Source organism: Halorubrum marinum (assembly GCF_048381195.1).
Taxonomy (GTDB): Archaea; Halobacteriota; Halobacteria; order Halobacteriales; family Haloferacaceae; genus Halorubrum.
In genome coordinates this window covers 19,447-34,134 of record NZ_JBLWMM010000008.1, presented here as the reverse complement: position 1 = coordinate 34,134, position 14,688 = coordinate 19,447, and the positions used below count along the sequence as shown (strand labels likewise).

Genomic DNA, 14,688 nt, shown 5'->3' with positions numbered 1-14,688 from the left:
TGGGTTTGATTATGATTTAGAGGGCTGTTTGAAGTAGTTTAGCCCTCCGTATCTATCCGCGTGAGAACGCAACCGGTCTAAATGATGCCGCCGATGACGAGAAGGCCGACGACCAGTAGCAGGGTCGCGACCACGCTCCCCCCGGCCAGCCACTTGTTCTCCATCACCTTTTCGTGGAGGGGCATGTCGGCGTACTCCTCGCGGAACGCCTCCAGATTCTGGTCGTCGTAGAAGTACTTCGTCTTCAGCGCGAACCGCTCGGTCACCGCACAGCCCGTACAGACCGGTTCGCCTTCCAGCCGCTCCGTTTTGGTGTGGCTGGAGCAGGCGATGGCCCCGCAGTTCGGACAGTAGGTGTACGTCTCGGTGACGCCACGTGTGTCACAGTGGACGCACTGATGGATGCCGTCCTCGGCGGTCACTCTCGACGGGCCTGCCGCGTAGTACTCGTAGGGGTAGGTGTACTCCTGGACGTCGGTAGTGTGCCGAACTTCCGGGAGGTACACTGGTTCGATCGACTGGACAGAGATGTCCGAGCGGTTCGGCTCACAGGTCTTGTTGTACGTGACGTTGTTGTCGCCGGTGTAGGTCACCGTCGTCGTGTGGTGCTGCTGGAGCCGCTCGACGGCCCACTCCTTGTACTCCGTTTGGGTCTGCCCGAACCGGTGCTCCTCGACATCGTCGAACACCTCTCCGAACTGCTCGGTATCGAGGTCGACCGTCGCGTGAAGGTTCTCGGTGACCAGCGTCCCGACGTCCTCATCGACGACCTGCGGCTGCCCGCGTTCGGCGTGGGCGACGAATCGGGTCCGGTCGTTGATCCGGTGGATGACGCCCACCGACGTCTCGAAGACGGCGTTCGTGTCCGCGGTGACCGCGACCACCGGGCGGAACGTCACCGATGAGTGCGGTTCCGGGAGGTCGACGACCTCGATGTTCTCTATGTCGCGGAACGCCTCCGCGACGGCCGCATCGACGTCGGCGGCCGGGTCGTACGGGCGGAGCGTCTCGTCACAGAGAATCTCGATGCGACCGTTGTAGAGGTCGAGGCCGATCTCGTCGGCAATCTCCCGGAGGTCCTCGCCGTCGAGCAGCTCGATTGGATGTGGGTCGTCGTTCTGCTGGAGGCGGTCAGCGTACTCCTGAGCAGGGTTAGTGAACCGGCCGGTCGTGACGACCATCCCGCGTTTGGGGCCGTCGAAGTCGAACGTCGCGATCGCCGAGTGGAGCTTCTGGACGACCGGCCGCCCGACCGTCCCCGTGTGCTTGCACTCGACGATGATCGCGCGCCGCGTGCCGTCGACGACCTCCTCCATGATGACGTCGCGACCCTCGTCAGCCGTGCGGTCGGCCTGGCGGACGTTCTCGTAGCCGAGGTTCCGGAACACGTCCTCCATCACGTCCTCGAACTCGAAGCCAGAGAGATCGTCCAGTACAGCCATCCTCAATTATGTGGACAGTACGTTGGAACTGCCAAATACGTTGGTGAACGCTGCGCCGTCCTGTTTGTTGAACCCCTGAGAGGGGTGCGGGGGTCACCGAACCGCCCGCGAGCAACGAATGAACGGGAATGTACCTGTAGCAAGTTCGGAATCGGTTCCAGTAGCATCGGCCGCTCAGTCTCACCAAGCCACAGTCGAATACGTCGGCTTCCGCGTCGACGGCCAAGCCGTCGTGCTGAACCTCTCGGAGCATCGGCGACTCTCCCTCGAGCGCAGTCTGGACCTCGTCAACCACAGTCCAAGCGGGTTCGAGTGGGGATACAGTGGTAGCGGGCCCGCCCAGCTCGCGTGCGCGCTCCTCCTCGACTACTACGACGACGAGCAGTTCGCCCGTGAGCACTACATCGCGTTCCGGAATCAGGTGGTCTCACAGTTGGAGTGCGACGGTGCAGCGGCGTGCTGGCACCTCCCCGGCGAGGAGATCGACACCGCGATGGCGACCCTTACCGACGACGTCGTCGCGCTCCCCGACGGTGGATGGCCGTCACCGACGCTCCCCGAGAACTGGCGAACCGTCTCTCGCCCGGACCGGCGGGTCTTCCAGCGCGCTGATCGCGACCACTACATCGTGCTCGGGGATGGAAGCGAGGAGTGGCTGGTCGTACTCTGCAGCCAGGGTGATCGGGCATATCCTGCCCCGCTCGCACATCGGACGGTTGCCGAAGAGGCTGACGTGGAACAGGTAATCCGGGAACTCGCCGAAGATAGCAACGACCTCATCGAACCCCCGGAGGGGGAGCACTGATGGAGACGCTTCGACTGGCGCGAGCCACCCACCAGCTCCTCGAACGTGGTGTCGAGGCGCTCGAGAAAATCGGGCGCGAACTGGAGCGATACAACGACCGACAGGAGCGCACCGAAGACACCGACTCGTGACCGAAACTCACTCTCTAGACCAAATACGGAGTACCGGCTTCCAGTATACGCCTACCCCCGATGGGTGTTCGTGTCCCATCCATCGGGAAGGCCAGCCGGTCACGGCGCCGCTCGGTTTGGGGTTCGCAGAGCGCGTCCATATCGAATCGATCCCGCGCCACGTCGCCGGCGCGATCTACGAAGCGCATCACTCCTATATGGACGATATCCCCCGGACGAATCTCGTCCATCACGGACTCTGTTACCAGGACCAGCTCCTAGGTGCGATTACGTGGCGCTATCCGCTGATTCGCTCGCTGGAGTACGACGGGACGCGATTCGAGGGTGACGAAATCGTCGAGGCAGCACGGATTTGCATCGGCGTCGATTTCCCCAATCTCGCCTCTGCCGCCCTCGCCCGGTCGATGGAACGATTCGTGCGTCGGCACGGTCGGCGACGAGGCGTTCGGCTCCTGCTGACGTTCGTGCGAGCCGACTTCGACGGCTCGATGATCAAAGCGCTCAGAGACAAGGGCTGGCACTGTGCCGGTAAAACGGACCCCGGCCAAGCGGGAAATCGCCCCGATAAGCAGATCCGAGAGCAGCCAAAGTGGCGGTTTCTCTGCGAAGTTCCAGCTGAGTCCGACCAGGAACAGGCCTCACTCGGGAGGTGGTCCCCGTGACCACGAATGCCAGTCTCGATGAATTCGTAGCGGAGGCTGATTCGGACGGCCATACAGATGACGGCCCATCGGTCGTCGACCAGCTTTTGAAACCGGTATCGCCGTCGCTCGGACTACGGCTCGTCCCGGGCAGGGGTGACCCAATATACCTCCAAAACAGGGGGACCGAACGCTACCTGTTCCGAGATGACCACGAGCGATGGTTCATCCTCCAGCCCTCAGCCAAGAAATCGGTCGACGACTTCGTTCGCTGGGTGTATCTCCCCGAGGACAAGCCAACCGAGATCGCCCGAACAGCGATGGGCCAACGGACGGTTCTCGGCTACAGGTACGTTACGCGGAGCGAGGCCCCCGAGCCGGTGGCGACGACGGTGACAGCGATGTTCGTCAGCGAGCCTTGGCCCGATGCCACCTACAAATGTGGATCCTGTAGTAGAGAGTTCGACTCACCGCAAAGCCACGCCCGGCATTGCTGGGAAACACATCCCTGGGTTCCAAATCCCGAACAGGTCCGTCGTCATCGGAGTACTGACCCTTAGAAGTCGAATATTCGAAATATTACGTCGCTTTCTTTGCCGTAGACATATAGTGAAAGAGACGAGAGATGGTAATATGGCGACAAGGATGGCCACCCGCCTCGAGAACTTCTTCGAGCAACGAACGGACGAGAATCTCCGTAGTATCGTGAAGTACGAGGAGGAGTCCTACGATATCGTCTATCTCAGGGATGATGTCGCTGAGCAGTATACTACTGAGGAGATTGAATCCGCGGTCGATGATTCTCGGATGGAATCATTAACTGCGCCAATCTATGAGGACACCTACTCGGAAGACCACGGGCAACTCACCTGTCTTGTGCAGTGTTTTGAGAACGTTATCGAGATGAATTTTGTTCTCGAAGACGGGGTTGGGGCCGCGGTTGCACTTGATGCTGAGGCAATGGCCGATGCCCACGGACTCGTCGCGGAAGCGAGGGCAATCGTGATGGAGGAACGCCAATAGCAACCATTGGACATCGGCCTTTCAAGGAACCCTCAGCTATTGGTAGAGTTTTCCAATGCTTGCATTCTAGGCGTGAGTATCAATAGCGCGATCTGGGGGAACCAGCATTAAGATGAAGCTTGATAATATCCGAATATGGCTGAAAGTGCGTTAATTGACTACCTCGAAAGGAAGGCCGGTGAGTACCATCGTGGGACAGTTCGCTACGATGGAAACGATACCGATATTCTACACCTTCGAGAAGACGTGAGAGAAACACGTCTGACGAGCCAAATCGATCGGATGCTAAAGCGCATTCGCCCAGAATCGTCCCCAAAAGAGGAACGCTCCTTCCCGTTTGGAGAACTCAATGCCACAGTCCGTTTGTTTGAAGAAGCGATTATTATCCACTTCCCGAAAGGAAACGACCGTGGCATCATCGTCTCCCTCGAGCCTGAAACGGCGCGGGACCTCAATACGTTCATTGGGGAATGTGAAAAACTCATCCAGGACTAAGTCTCGAAATCGCGGTTCGATGTTTCCACCTATACTGTTAGGCTGACTCGACGGTAGGAATCTCAGCCGCGGGGTCTACCTCCATAACGTCGGTATCTACAGCTGTGTTCTCACGAAGGAATGCACCGACTGCAGGACCGTTCCGAAGGATTCTACTCAGGATTTTTTGCCAAGTCGCCTGCTGATTCGCACCAACGACGATGATGTCGGTTTCAGTTTGAGTGGCCTCCTCGAGAATCACTTCTTCGACGAGAAAGCCTTGACGTGTAGTTACGGATGCCTCGACACCATCGAGCGTCGCCGAGATCGCATGGGTGAGTTCCTCCGTTTGTGTTCTGTCCCCTGTTTGGTACAAATTGACGTGGAGAACCCGAAGATCCGCTGGTGTGTGGTCATGTGCGAGTCGGCCAGCTGCTGCAAGGGTTTGCGCGCTCTGGTCGGTGAGAGGATATCGAATTGGCACGAGAATTCTGGTTAGATCTGCCATGTAACGTCTCTACAATACGTTCCAAACGTAATCGTAATCATCCTAACGGAGTGATTATCAATACATATAATATCAGAAAATGACGCAGCGCTGCTCATCAACCGTTGCTGTCGGCACTTAGTAATCGGACTTGTGGTGCTGGGCAGGTGGTCCTTGGTACAGGGGACTTCCGAATTCAAGACCCATTCTGAGGATGGAATTTTCGGCCACGCCAGACTAGCCCAATTTACAGTTTAACCAACATGGGAGAGTTTAGCTCGGGTGTTGGTTAACGTGGTGTTGTTTTTGCGCCCGAGAGAGGGGCGCAGGGCGCGAGACGATGCAGTCGCACGTCGACGAGGATTCCTGAAGTGAGGTGACTGAGATGAAAGATCCAGAGTCCAGAACCATCTTCGCTGGCGTCGATGGACGTACCGACACCGAACTACCCGAGTGGTATCGAGAGCGCCATGGAGATTCAGACCGCGTGACCTTCGCCGAGGCAGTTCGTGATCTTCCGCAGGCCGTCGAGACGACCGTGGCGTACCAGAATCCACACACCGATGAGTGGGTCGAGACGGAGCGGTTCAACGCGCTCGTCGAGCCGAGTCGCGCCCGCTCGCAGGGCCCTGACGCGGACGCGGAGACAGACCCGTTATTCCATATCCCGACTGACTCGTACTCGATCATCAACCCGGTCGACGTCTACGGGCCGCTGGAGGAGGTCCTCCGCGAGGAGACCATCGACGGGACGCCGCTGGGTGAGGTGATGTTCGGCGAGATTCGGCGCTACCGGGGCGGCGGCGAGGTCCACATGGACATTATGTTCGACGGCCTCGAGGTGCGCCTTCCTGGCCGGTCGGACCCAATCACGATGGGCGTCACATCTGGCTACGACTTCTTCGGCGAGCACGCCGTCTACGTGGAGGGGTTCGCCCAGGACGGCTACTGCTCGAACACGATGCGCTCGCTCACCGACAAGGAGGTTATCAAGCACGTCGGCGACGTGCGGAACTTCCGCACCTGGTGGGAGGAGCTCCTCGCACAGGTCGAACTCGTCGCGGACGACCTCTTCGAGTTCATCCGGGACGCTCAGGATATCGACCTCGACTTCTCGGAGCTCCCGTTCACCGTCACGGAGTTCTACACCCTGTTGGGGTTCCCGGACTACCTGGCCGAGCGTGCCGCCGGCGATGCGGAAGCCAATGCGGCGTCGCCCTTCGAGATCGATATGTGGACGCTGCATTCCGGCGCGACGTACGCCCTCACCCACTTCTTCCAGGGGAAAGAGGGGGCATCCCTCGATCAGTACGTTCGGATCGCCAACGACATTCTGTTCAACCCGGAAGGTACGATCGAACGCGTCGAGCAGGCGTACGAGCAGCAGCTAGAGGCAGACGGTGACGACGGGTCACAGGCCTCACTGGCCGGCGAACGAGCGCTGGCGAGCATCGAACGGGTCAGCGACGACCTGCAGGAGAAAGTCGAGCAGTTCGAAGAACGCGAGGACGCGCTGCGTGAGCGGTTCCAAGAGGCGATGGGCTAAGACCAGTTGAAGAGAAAATTCGCCAGGCGTGCTTCCGTTCTAGCGGCTGGAATCCACTGCTGACAGTATTAAGTGAGTAGGGGCGTACCCAGAGACCATGTCTATTGAGCATAATCCGACTCTCGACGCGCGAGAGCCACAGCAGGGGGATATAGAGACTTTTGAAGAGTTGGAGCGTGGTGACTCGGTCAAATTCTTTGAATGGCCCGTCGAGCCGGTGACCGTGATCGGCTGGGAAGAAGACGATAATGTCGGGAAGCGGGTACGAGTTGAAGCAGAAGGCGGCGAGTCGTTTCTCTACCAGGTAGACGGCCACCTCTGGCATTACGTCCCTGAGGACGAGTTCGCCGCCGAGAATAACCCATACCCTGTTCAGAACCTCGTTTTGCTCGAATCCTCGGAAGCCTGATTCGGCTTCGAGACAGCTCGAATCCTGTCGTGAAGGCCTCTATTTTGATGGTCTCATTCGCAGTGGGTGCACCTTCCCAAGATCTACTGCTTCAATTCTCTGCTGTTGCTCGTGCCCTCGATAGGTGGAGGCATCCGTTATGGGTACTTCTACAGACGACTCAGAGGCGTCAGACGAATTTCCGCCTGAAAAGCGGCTTGAGGCACCGAACACGCGCCTGATCAAGGCAGGGATCGCGACGATTCCGGATATGGAAACCCTCCAGGAGTGCGTTGCCTACGAGAACGCCCACCAGAATCGAACGCAAATTCTGCGCCGGCTCAAGTGGAAGGCTGAAGAGCTGCGTGAGAACGAAGAGTAAGCTCCATTCTTAACCAACACGCTCCACGTGAGTTTCCCTATTGTTGGTTAACTGCCTGAGTCTCGGTTTTTCGGGCCCCTGAATGGGTGCGGGGCAGCCAGCAGCGGCCTCGCGAGCCTAATCATGTCCCTCGAGCTGAGCTCCAGCGCCAGCACCGCCCGTGAAATCGCCGCCGCCAGACAAGCAGACTATGTGGCGTTTCTGCATCGAGCGCCGTTTGTCGTCGACGCTGTCGACCTCGGCTTCCTTCCCGGGTTTCGCGAGGACTGTGGGTACCAGGAGGCGCAGTATCAGAACCTTAGCCTCCCCGTCGGGATGCTCGACAACGATTTCCGGAATCCCGATCTGGAGCGGTTCGTCGACCGTTTCTTCGAGTACGAACCTCAGGTCGGGGTCATCGGGGACGTCGACGAAATCGACGACGTCGACGCCCACGTCGCTGCTGCTCGTGAGATCCAAGCGAGCTACCCCGAGGCCGAGCTCATCGTCGTTCCGAAGTCGCGACCGGTGCTCGACGCGATCCCCGAGACCCTCGTCCTCGGGTATTCACGCGGATACGCCGACCGCCTGGCCCACGAGTTCTCCGACCCTGCCGATTGGAGAGGGCGGCGCGTCCACATCCTCGGCGGGAGTCCGCCCAAGCAGCTCGACGCCATTCGACAGCTGACCAGGCCGACACTCACGGACGAGCCACCAGCCGACATCGTCGGCGTCGACTGGAACGGCCTGCATCGCGGCGCACAGTTCGGTGAGTTCTGGACGGCCGACGGCTGGGACGACAGCGGTCGCGATGCCGACCACGTCACCGTCCGAAAGACGGTGCGCCACAGCCTCGCTCGTGTCCGTGAGTTTTGGAGGGCCCACGGAATCTGGCCCGAAACGACACCGCAAGACGAGGGGCTCGACGTCGAGTACGAGGGACCGAGTCCTGCCGATCTCGAGGACGCCGCCTGTACCGAATGCGGGACGAACGTCTGGCGAACTCGCCGCGGCCCGTACGTGGCCGAATACGATACCGGCGCAATCTGTGGATACTGCAGCTACGAGTGCTACTTCAGCCACCGTCATCGGAATAACCTGGAGGAGATCGCCGGTGAGCAGAGCGTCTACCTCCCGCCGGCGTGACTTAGCGACCTGTTTTTCGTGCCCCCCGAAGAGGGCGAGGGCTCCTTCGAATGCTCTCAGAGGTGACATCCAGTGAGTCAACAACAGCGTCCTGACAACTTCTCGATCGACGAGATCCCGGTCGATATCGACAACACGCAATCATCGGAGGTCGATCCCGCCGACGTCCCCGACGAAATCGAATCCATCACCCGTGGGCTCGCCGGTGAGCAGCCGCCGACGAATCCCATAGTGGTTCTCAAGGCGGCCCGGTGGTGGTACATTCACGGCAAGGGCGGCACGGATCCCGCCTTCCAGTGGGCCATCGAGTGGGCACGTCACCTTGCGACCGACACCCCCAGTGACGTCGAGCGGTTCGACGAGTTCCTCGAGTACCTCGTCTCGGTTGGCTTTGCGGACGAACGCCACGAGCTCCGCTGACCGACAGAGCGGTTTTTTGAACGCCCCTGAGGGGTGCGGCGCGGTCTGAGCAGACGCAGTTGCCGTGAACTAGATTCGGTGAACACAATGGCTACGACCAGTGATTCGTCGGTCTCCTTCGACCAGACCGACACGCGATCCGACGAGATGAACAGTACGATCGAACAGTGGATCGACGACCTCGTCGCCGGCGTCGACGACGCGCAGGCCAGCGCGGAGTTCCAGGAGTGGCTTGACGTCCAGAGTCGCTTCCACGACTACTCGTATCGGAACACGCTCCTCATCAAGCGGCAGTGTCCCGAGGCAACCCGCGTGGCTGGCTACCGGACGTGGCAGGAGGAGTTCGACCGTCACGTCACGGAGGGTGAGTCGGCCATCTGGATCTGGGCGCCGATCATCACCAAGCAGTGCCCGGAGTGCGAGAATTCGCCGAGCTATCACGAGGACAGCGACTGTGACTACGATGAGACGTCGCCCGAGGAGTGGTCCGAGGGCCTGGTCGGGTTCAAGCCCGCGCCGGTGTTCGATGTCTCCCAGACCGAGGGCGAACCGCTTCCCGACCTAGACACTGAAGCGACTGGGGACGCCGGCGACCTCGTCGAACAGTTGACTGCCGCCGCTGATGACCTCGGCGTGACGGTGCGGATCGTTCCAACTGAGGAGTGGACCCACGGCGAGGCAAAGGGCATCTGCGAGCAACTGAGCCTCGTCGACGTTCAGCCGCTCGTCGAGGTGCGTGATCGGGAGAACGAGGCCGACCTCGCGCGAACGCTGATTCACGAGTACGCACACGCCCTGCTCCACTTCGATGTCGACGACGATACGGAGCGGTCGAAACGTGAAGTCGAGGCCGAAGCCGTCGCGTACGTCGTCGGGCGGTACTGCGGGATCGACACTAGTGGGTCGGCGTTCTACCTCGCTGCGTGGGAGTCGGACGATCCCGAGGTCGTTCGCGAGCGGCTCGGACGGATCAGTTCCACAGCAGAAGAGCTCATCGACGTGCTCGAAAGCGAATCTTCGTCCCAATCCAGTTAACCAACAATGTGATGGGTTCCTTCCGTTGTGTTGGTTAAGTTTTTCAGCGCCCGCGGAGGGGCGGAGGCGCGTTCTGACCTCCGTCGAATAATGACTGAACCGGCCTTGTTGAAACCCTTGCTGGCAAACATGATGGACGAGTAGTCTGAGACAGGATGGTTTCCCTTCCGAAGTCACGTCTCCTCCGTTTCGTTGAACGAGCTATAGTGCTGGCTCGCCGTACCGTTTCTCGGTTTTCGACTCGATATTCACGGAAGCGATTCACGCTCCGCCAGCACGTCGTTCTGCTCTGTCTCAAGGTGAAGAAGACGACCACCTACCGCGACCTCGTTGATGAGCTCATCGAGATGCCTCGCATTCGTGACGCCCTTGATCTCGATTCGATCCCCGCGCCCTCGACACTTTGCAAGGCTTTCGACCGCTTAGAGATGGCCGTCTGGCGGGTTCTGCTGAACGGTTCACTTGCGGACGTGCCGCTGAACGGTGTCATCGGCATTGATGCGTCCGGATTCGAGCGGGCGCATGCATCAACTCACTACACGAAGCGAACCAACCTCACCATACAGCAATTGAAGACGACGCTGTTGGTCGATACAGCGACCAACGCCATTCTCGATGTTCACGTGACGACAACGCGAAAGCACGATACGCAGATTGCACCACAGGTAGTGAAACGGAACGCACAGTACATCTCGATCTTGACCGGTGACAGGGGCTACGACGACCAGAAACTCCGGCAACTCGCCCGGGAGCTCGATATTCGCCCGGTCATCAAGCACCGCGAGTTCACACCCCTCCACAAGGCGGGGAATGCCCGACTGGACAGCGATCTCTACAATCGACGAAACATGAACGAGACAGTCAACGCGGCGATTAAGCAGAAATTCGGCGCGTTCGTGCGGTCGCGCCGCTGGTGGAAGCAATTCCGCGAACTCGTCATCAAGTGCGTCGTGTATAACATCGAGCGGGCGTTCGCAGTCGCCGAGAACAACTGTGGATCGGCGTAGTGCCGATACCGACGGATGGTGAAGAGACATGGTAGCTTTGCTGAAACCACGTCGCAGTAATTCGACAATCATGCTACAACACCCACAACCATTTCCCTCTCGGGAACCAAGACACCGTACGGAACTCAGCACACACTGTGCGTTTAGCCCCAACGGCGGGGTTGCTTGAAACGGGATTACCCGTTTGCAGTCATCCATTTCTCTTCGCGCATCGGTTGCGCGGAACGCATCACTAGGTGACGCGTTTCGCAACAAGAGCGATCAGCAAATGTCAGCAAAAAGAATCGAGGGGAATAGCGGATCACTGAGTGAACTGTTCGAGATTCTCAGCCACGAGTACCGCCGCCGCATTCTCATGGCTGTTGCAGAGCAAAACCCGCAGGATGAGGACGACATCGCATCGGAGTTGAGCGCGGATGGGCACGAGGAAGATGGTGACGCGCTAGACACACTACACCTGCAACTCTATCACGCCCATCTCCCAAAACTGGCCGATGCAGGATTCGTCGATTGGGATCGGGATACCGGGACTATCACACGCGGCCCACAGTTCGAGGAGATCGAGCCCCTTCTCAGATTGATGCACGACCATCAGGACGAGTTGCCAACCGACTGGCCGTAACCTTCTACAGTTGGTTTAGTGAGCGTCGTCTTCAATAAGAAGGGAATAGATCTCGGCAGAATGGGCTGAGTTGTCATCACCAGAGGGTTTCAACAAGGCCACTGAACCCTATCTCACGACGGTCCTCGAGGAAGCCAAGCACGTCGCCGAGCAGCACGATCAGGTCGCCCGAACGACAGACAACCAAGCCCACGAATACCTCCGATACGCCGTCCTCCGGGTGCTCGAAGGCGAGTCGGACCACCTCCCAGCAGACTGGACGCCGATCGATGGCGTGACAGTCGGCTACGGGAGCGACGAGGCGATGTACGACAGCTGGGGCTCCAGCGAAGACTGGTGGGAAACTGTCGCGCCCCAGGAGGCGTGTACCCGCTTCCGGGTGTTCTTCCCGGACGACCACCAGACGGTTCCCCGTGACATCGTCGACGTGATGGCCGCGCTTGGTTCCTGGCGCGTCTGGACTGGGTGCGCAGCCGCGTGCGGCTCCTACGACCATCGCGAGCGTCACGAAGTCCACCTTTGACAGCGAGAGAGTCCTGCCGTTCACGGCGTGCGTGAATCACGTAAGCTCCGATGAGAATCACTGCATCAATGCTGGTCTTGAGCCTCCAACGAGATGATTGGGTTCTACTTTCACCGTGGTTGGCTGATGTTCAAGTTCCAAACGAACATATCTGGAAATGGGTGATGAAGCGCACCAACACGTTCGCCGTGCGTCCCCTCTCCGATACGAGAGAGCAACTGCTACGGGACCTGTTGGACGCTTCCGCCGCTCTCTGGAACGAGGTCAATTATCAGCGCCTCATGCGCTACAACGACGAAGACGGGTTTGAGGACGAGGACGTGTGGAACGCTGACACCGGCAGTCTCGAAGGCAAGTACAAAGGTGTGCTTGGCGCGTCCACCGCCCAACAGGTAATACGCAAAAACAGCGAAGCGTGGCGCGGGTTCTTCGATACAAAGAAGGCGTATCACGACGGATCGAACACATCCGTTACGGAACACCCGGAACCGCCGGGCTTCCGTGGTAACAAAGACGATGGGCGTGTCCTCAAAGGCGTCATTCGCAACGACGCATACACTGTTGAGTGGGGCGAGCGATCCCGGCTTGAGATCCTGGTCGGGAGCGAGTTGAAAGACCGATACGATCACACCGGGCGTCTCCGACTCGAAATCGCTGGCGACCCGAATTGGCCCGACTACGAGAAACAAGGACGATTGGACCTGTGGTATGACGAGACTGACAGCATCTTCCGAGCTTCCCAACCCGTGACTGTTACAGATACACGGGAGACTCCACTGGCCGACGAGAAGGCCGCTCTGGATATTGGTGCGAACAATCTCGTCGCCTGTACCACCACGACCAGCGACCAATACCTGTACGAAGGTCGGGACCTGTTCAACCGCTTCCGTGAGACAACGCGAGAAATCGCCCGGTTACAGTCCAAGCTACAGGAAGGCCAATACAGTAGCGAGCGTATCCGACGGCTGTATCGGAAGCGAACCCGCCGCCGCGACCACGCACAGGAAGCGTTGTGTCGTGACCTAATCGAACGGCTGTACGAGGACGGCGTAGACACGGTGTATATCGGTGGACTGACCGACGTGCTGGACACGCATTGGTCGGTCGAAACCAATGCCAAGACCCACAACTTCTGGGCGTTCAAGCAGTTTACTGAGCGGCTAGCATGTACTGCTGAGGAATACGGTATCTCGGTGGAAGTCCAGTCGGAAGCGTGGACAAGCCAGGAGTGCCCGCAGTGCGGTTCAACAGACCGAACGAAACGACATCAGGACACACTAACGTGTCCGTGTGGATTCGAGGGGCATGCCGACCTCACAGCGTCAGAGACGTTCTTGAAGCGGCACACAGAGAAGGCAGTCAGGTCGATGGCACGGCCCGTGTGGTTCGAGTGGGACGACCACAACTGGTCGGGGACACCACACCCTCACGAAAGTCCCAAAGAACAGCGCACAGACCCGAGTACCGTCCACCGTGACGGGAATGTTGCCTCCGGTGAGTCCTAGACCGGCTGAGATTCCCACGGAGGAAACCCCGGCGTAAACGCCGGGGAGGATGTCATCTGTGGCCGGAAGGCCATCCGGTGGAGGAAGTACTCCACGAGCGGCTCAGTGGCCCTGCGGAAGCCGTCGCTCCCGACGGTGGCCGAACGGGCGACGTTCGCGACCGACTGGTCGTCGACGAGAACGCACAGTCACAGGACGATATCGAGCCCCGCACGAAGCGTGCCGTCACCGAAACGATGGACGTCTCGCTCCTCTCGAAAGGTGGCCGCTACGAGGTACAGTCCGCATCCGGCAACAGGTACGAAGTCGACGTCATCGACGAGTCGTGTACCTGTCCCGACTGGCAACAGCGCTCACCCGAGGGTGGCTGTAAGCACCTGCGCCGCGTCGATCACGAAATCAAACGGGGCCGTGTTCCCCGACCAGACGGTCGACTCCCGGCTGTTGCCGACTAATCCTGTGTACCCAACAGGTCACTTCTGTCACCGCCTGCGTTGGGTAACGCAGACAGAAATTGACCTACCCACCATCACGGGAGTTCCGCAGTTACGTCGACGAGCTGCTCCTCGGTCTGCCACCGATACAACCGTCCATCCAGGTCGAATAGCTCGAAGACGCCATCTTGCATCCAGCCGAAGGGGTGTTCTTCGTCCTCGTACTCTCGCTTGAGGACGTAACTCTTCGCGAAGTACTCCGTCGTGCCGACGAGCAGCCCCTGCTCAACGAGGAAGTCGCTCGGGTCCTTCTCGGCGACGCCGACGAGATATGTCACGATGTCGGCGATCAGGCAGAACTTCTGGATGCTGTTGTCCCACTCCCCGCGGATGTCAACCATCCGGAAGGCGTAGGCGTCTTGCCGCCGATTCAGTCGGTCGACCACGAGGTTCAGCCGGCGGATCGGCTCCCGGTCGTAGTTTCCCAGCACGAAGTACGACCGGTCGTTCTCGTAGACGGGCGTCAGCTCACTCAATGCGTGGAGAATCTCCTCGTTATCCGCCAGTGAAATCTCCTCCTTGTCGAGTTGGTCCTTCGCACTCTTCAGGACCTCCTCGGGGACTGGCGGCTCCTCGTCGGACATACATTGTCTCTCTCAGCGCCACACGATATGGTTTATGGAGTAAATTACCAAGTA

Annotated in this window: 18 protein-coding genes and 2 pseudogenes; 17 read left to right on the top strand and 3 right to left on the bottom strand. The window is 59.3% G+C overall.

Translation table 11 applies throughout. The features are described from left to right. Positions 1 to 77: 77 nt before the first annotated feature. Positions 78 to 1,442, bottom strand: coding sequence for a restriction endonuclease (locus ACNSN4_RS16165; RefSeq protein WP_418286872.1), 1,365 nt, complete (start codon positions 1,440 to 1,442; stop codon positions 78 to 80). A gap of 118 nt (positions 1,443 to 1,560) precedes the next feature. Between ACNSN4_RS16165 and ACNSN4_RS16160 the strand changes: the two genes are divergently transcribed. The 6 genes from ACNSN4_RS16160 to ACNSN4_RS16135 all read left to right on the top strand — a co-directional run bounded on the left by ACNSN4_RS16160 (position 1,561) and on the right by ACNSN4_RS16135 (position 4,537). Beyond that, positions 1,561 to 2,247: a DUF6166 domain-containing protein gene (locus tag ACNSN4_RS16160; protein WP_418286871.1), complete on the top strand. Its 687-nt coding sequence runs from the start codon at positions 1,561 to 1,563 to the stop codon at positions 2,245 to 2,247. Continuing rightward, positions 2,247 to 2,378 (top strand): hypothetical protein, encoded by a 132-nt coding sequence (locus ACNSN4_RS16155; protein ID WP_418286870.1) that lies wholly within the window; start codon positions 2,247 to 2,249, stop codon positions 2,376 to 2,378. Before ACNSN4_RS16160 ends, ACNSN4_RS16155 begins: the two co-directional genes overlap by 1 nt. Positions 2,379 to 2,494: 116 nt before the next feature. Continuing rightward, positions 2,495 to 3,040 (top strand): hypothetical protein, encoded by a 546-nt coding sequence (locus ACNSN4_RS16150; RefSeq protein ID WP_418286869.1) that lies wholly within the window; start codon positions 2,495 to 2,497, stop codon positions 3,038 to 3,040. Then, positions 3,037 to 3,579: a hypothetical protein gene (locus ACNSN4_RS16145; RefSeq protein ID WP_418286868.1), complete on the top strand. Its 543-nt coding sequence runs from the start codon at positions 3,037 to 3,039 to the stop codon at positions 3,577 to 3,579. Before ACNSN4_RS16150 ends, ACNSN4_RS16145 begins: the two co-directional genes overlap by 4 nt. 73 nt (positions 3,580 to 3,652) lie before the next feature. Then, entirely contained in the window at positions 3,653 to 4,042 is a 390-nt protein-coding gene (locus ACNSN4_RS16140) for a DUF7522 family protein (protein WP_418286867.1), read from the top strand. A gap of 135 nt (positions 4,043 to 4,177) precedes the next feature. Beyond that, positions 4,178 to 4,537: a DUF7522 family protein gene (locus ACNSN4_RS16135; protein ID WP_418286866.1), complete on the top strand. Its 360-nt coding sequence runs from the start codon at positions 4,178 to 4,180 to the stop codon at positions 4,535 to 4,537. A 37-nt stretch (positions 4,538 to 4,574) separates the two neighbouring features. Here ACNSN4_RS16135 and ACNSN4_RS16130 read toward each other — a convergent pair whose 3' ends face one another. Next, a complete protein-coding gene (locus tag ACNSN4_RS16130; protein WP_418286865.1) occupies positions 4,575 to 5,024 on the bottom strand; it encodes a universal stress protein in 450 nt (149 codons plus the stop codon). Positions 5,025 to 5,388: 364 nt separating this feature from the next. Here ACNSN4_RS16130 and ACNSN4_RS16125 point away from each other — a divergent pair, with 364 nt between their 5' ends. The 11 genes and pseudogenes from ACNSN4_RS16125 to ACNSN4_RS16075 all read left to right on the top strand — a co-directional run. Next, positions 5,389 to 6,549, top strand: a complete 1,161-nt coding sequence (locus ACNSN4_RS16125) for a hypothetical protein (protein ID WP_418286864.1) — start codon at positions 5,389 to 5,391, stop codon at positions 6,547 to 6,549. Positions 6,550 to 6,646: 97 nt separating this feature from the next. Beyond that, positions 6,647 to 6,958, top strand: a complete 312-nt coding sequence (locus ACNSN4_RS16120) for a hypothetical protein (RefSeq protein ID WP_418286863.1) — start codon at positions 6,647 to 6,649, stop codon at positions 6,956 to 6,958. A 139-nt stretch (positions 6,959 to 7,097) separates the two neighbouring features. Then, positions 7,098 to 7,319, top strand: a complete 222-nt coding sequence (locus ACNSN4_RS16115; protein ID WP_049983752.1) for a DUF8129 domain-containing protein — start codon at positions 7,098 to 7,100, stop codon at positions 7,317 to 7,319. 123 nt (positions 7,320 to 7,442) lie between these two features. Beyond that, positions 7,443 to 8,444, top strand: coding sequence for a DUF6610 family protein (locus tag ACNSN4_RS16110; protein WP_418286862.1), 1,002 nt, complete (start codon positions 7,443 to 7,445; stop codon positions 8,442 to 8,444). 72 nt (positions 8,445 to 8,516) lie between these two features. Then, on the top strand, positions 8,517 to 8,864 hold the full coding sequence (locus tag ACNSN4_RS16105) for a DUF8013 domain-containing protein (RefSeq protein WP_418286861.1): 348 nt from the start codon (positions 8,517 to 8,519) through the stop codon (positions 8,862 to 8,864). A gap of 87 nt (positions 8,865 to 8,951) precedes the next feature. Then, positions 8,952 to 9,899, top strand: coding sequence for an ArdC-like ssDNA-binding domain-containing protein (locus ACNSN4_RS16100; protein WP_418286860.1), 948 nt, complete (start codon positions 8,952 to 8,954; stop codon positions 9,897 to 9,899). A gap of 155 nt (positions 9,900 to 10,054) precedes the next feature. After that, positions 10,055 to 10,906: an IS5 family transposase gene (locus ACNSN4_RS16095; RefSeq protein WP_418286859.1), complete on the top strand. Its 852-nt coding sequence runs from the start codon at positions 10,055 to 10,057 to the stop codon at positions 10,904 to 10,906. A 184-nt stretch (positions 10,907 to 11,090) separates the two neighbouring features. Further along, positions 11,091 to 11,528 carry a DUF7344 domain-containing protein gene (locus ACNSN4_RS16090; RefSeq protein WP_418286858.1) on the top strand — a complete coding sequence of 146 codons (438 nt, stop codon included), beginning with the start codon at positions 11,091 to 11,093 and terminating at the stop codon, positions 11,526 to 11,528. A 70-nt stretch (positions 11,529 to 11,598) separates the two neighbouring features. Next, a pseudogene (locus tag ACNSN4_RS16085) lies at positions 11,599 to 12,045 on the top strand (hypothetical protein); the annotation flags it as partial. Between the two features lie 170 nt (positions 12,046 to 12,215). Next, a complete protein-coding gene (locus ACNSN4_RS16080) occupies positions 12,216 to 13,556 on the top strand; it encodes an RNA-guided endonuclease InsQ/TnpB family protein (RefSeq protein ID WP_418286857.1) in 1,341 nt (446 codons plus the stop codon). 47 nt (positions 13,557 to 13,603) lie between these two features. Continuing rightward, a pseudogene (locus ACNSN4_RS16075) lies at positions 13,604 to 14,011 on the top strand (hypothetical protein); the annotation flags it as partial. Between the two features lie 74 nt (positions 14,012 to 14,085). Here ACNSN4_RS16075 and ACNSN4_RS16070 read toward each other — a convergent pair. Then, on the bottom strand, positions 14,086 to 14,634 hold the full coding sequence (locus ACNSN4_RS16070) for a DUF8170 family protein (protein WP_418286856.1): 549 nt from the start codon (positions 14,632 to 14,634) through the stop codon (positions 14,086 to 14,088). Between the last annotated feature and the right edge of the window lie 54 nt (positions 14,635 to 14,688).

Bases quoted from the DNA above. Each gene is read 5' to 3' on its own strand.
- ACNSN4_RS16165 (WP_418286872.1), bottom strand. From the start codon at position 1,442: ATGGCTGTACTGGACGATCTCTCTGGCTTCGAGTTCGAGGACGTGATG.
- ACNSN4_RS16160 (WP_418286871.1), top strand. From the start codon at position 1,561: ATGAACGGGAATGTACCTGTAGCAAGTTCGGAATCGGTTCCAGTAGCA.
- ACNSN4_RS16155 (WP_418286870.1), top strand. From the start codon at position 2,247: ATGGAGACGCTTCGACTGGCGCGAGCCACCCACCAGCTCCTCGAACGT.
- ACNSN4_RS16140 (WP_418286867.1), top strand. From the start codon at position 3,653: ATGGCGACAAGGATGGCCACCCGCCTCGAGAACTTCTTCGAGCAACGA.
- ACNSN4_RS16135 (WP_418286866.1), top strand. From the start codon at position 4,178: ATGGCTGAAAGTGCGTTAATTGACTACCTCGAAAGGAAGGCCGGTGAG.
- ACNSN4_RS16130 (WP_418286865.1), bottom strand. From the start codon at position 5,024: ATGGCAGATCTAACCAGAATTCTCGTGCCAATTCGATATCCTCTCACC.
- ACNSN4_RS16125 (WP_418286864.1), top strand. From the start codon at position 5,389: ATGAAAGATCCAGAGTCCAGAACCATCTTCGCTGGCGTCGATGGACGT.
- ACNSN4_RS16120 (WP_418286863.1), top strand. From the start codon at position 6,647: ATGTCTATTGAGCATAATCCGACTCTCGACGCGCGAGAGCCACAGCAG.
- ACNSN4_RS16115 (WP_049983752.1), top strand. From the start codon at position 7,098: ATGGGTACTTCTACAGACGACTCAGAGGCGTCAGACGAATTTCCGCCT.
- ACNSN4_RS16110 (WP_418286862.1), top strand. From the start codon at position 7,443: ATGTCCCTCGAGCTGAGCTCCAGCGCCAGCACCGCCCGTGAAATCGCC.
- ACNSN4_RS16100 (WP_418286860.1), top strand. From the start codon at position 8,952: ATGGCTACGACCAGTGATTCGTCGGTCTCCTTCGACCAGACCGACACG.
- ACNSN4_RS16095 (WP_418286859.1), top strand. From the start codon at position 10,055: ATGGTTTCCCTTCCGAAGTCACGTCTCCTCCGTTTCGTTGAACGAGCT.
- ACNSN4_RS16080 (WP_418286857.1), top strand. From the start codon at position 12,216: ATGAAGCGCACCAACACGTTCGCCGTGCGTCCCCTCTCCGATACGAGA.
- ACNSN4_RS16070 (WP_418286856.1), bottom strand. From the start codon at position 14,634: ATGTCCGACGAGGAGCCGCCAGTCCCCGAGGAGGTCCTGAAGAGTGCG.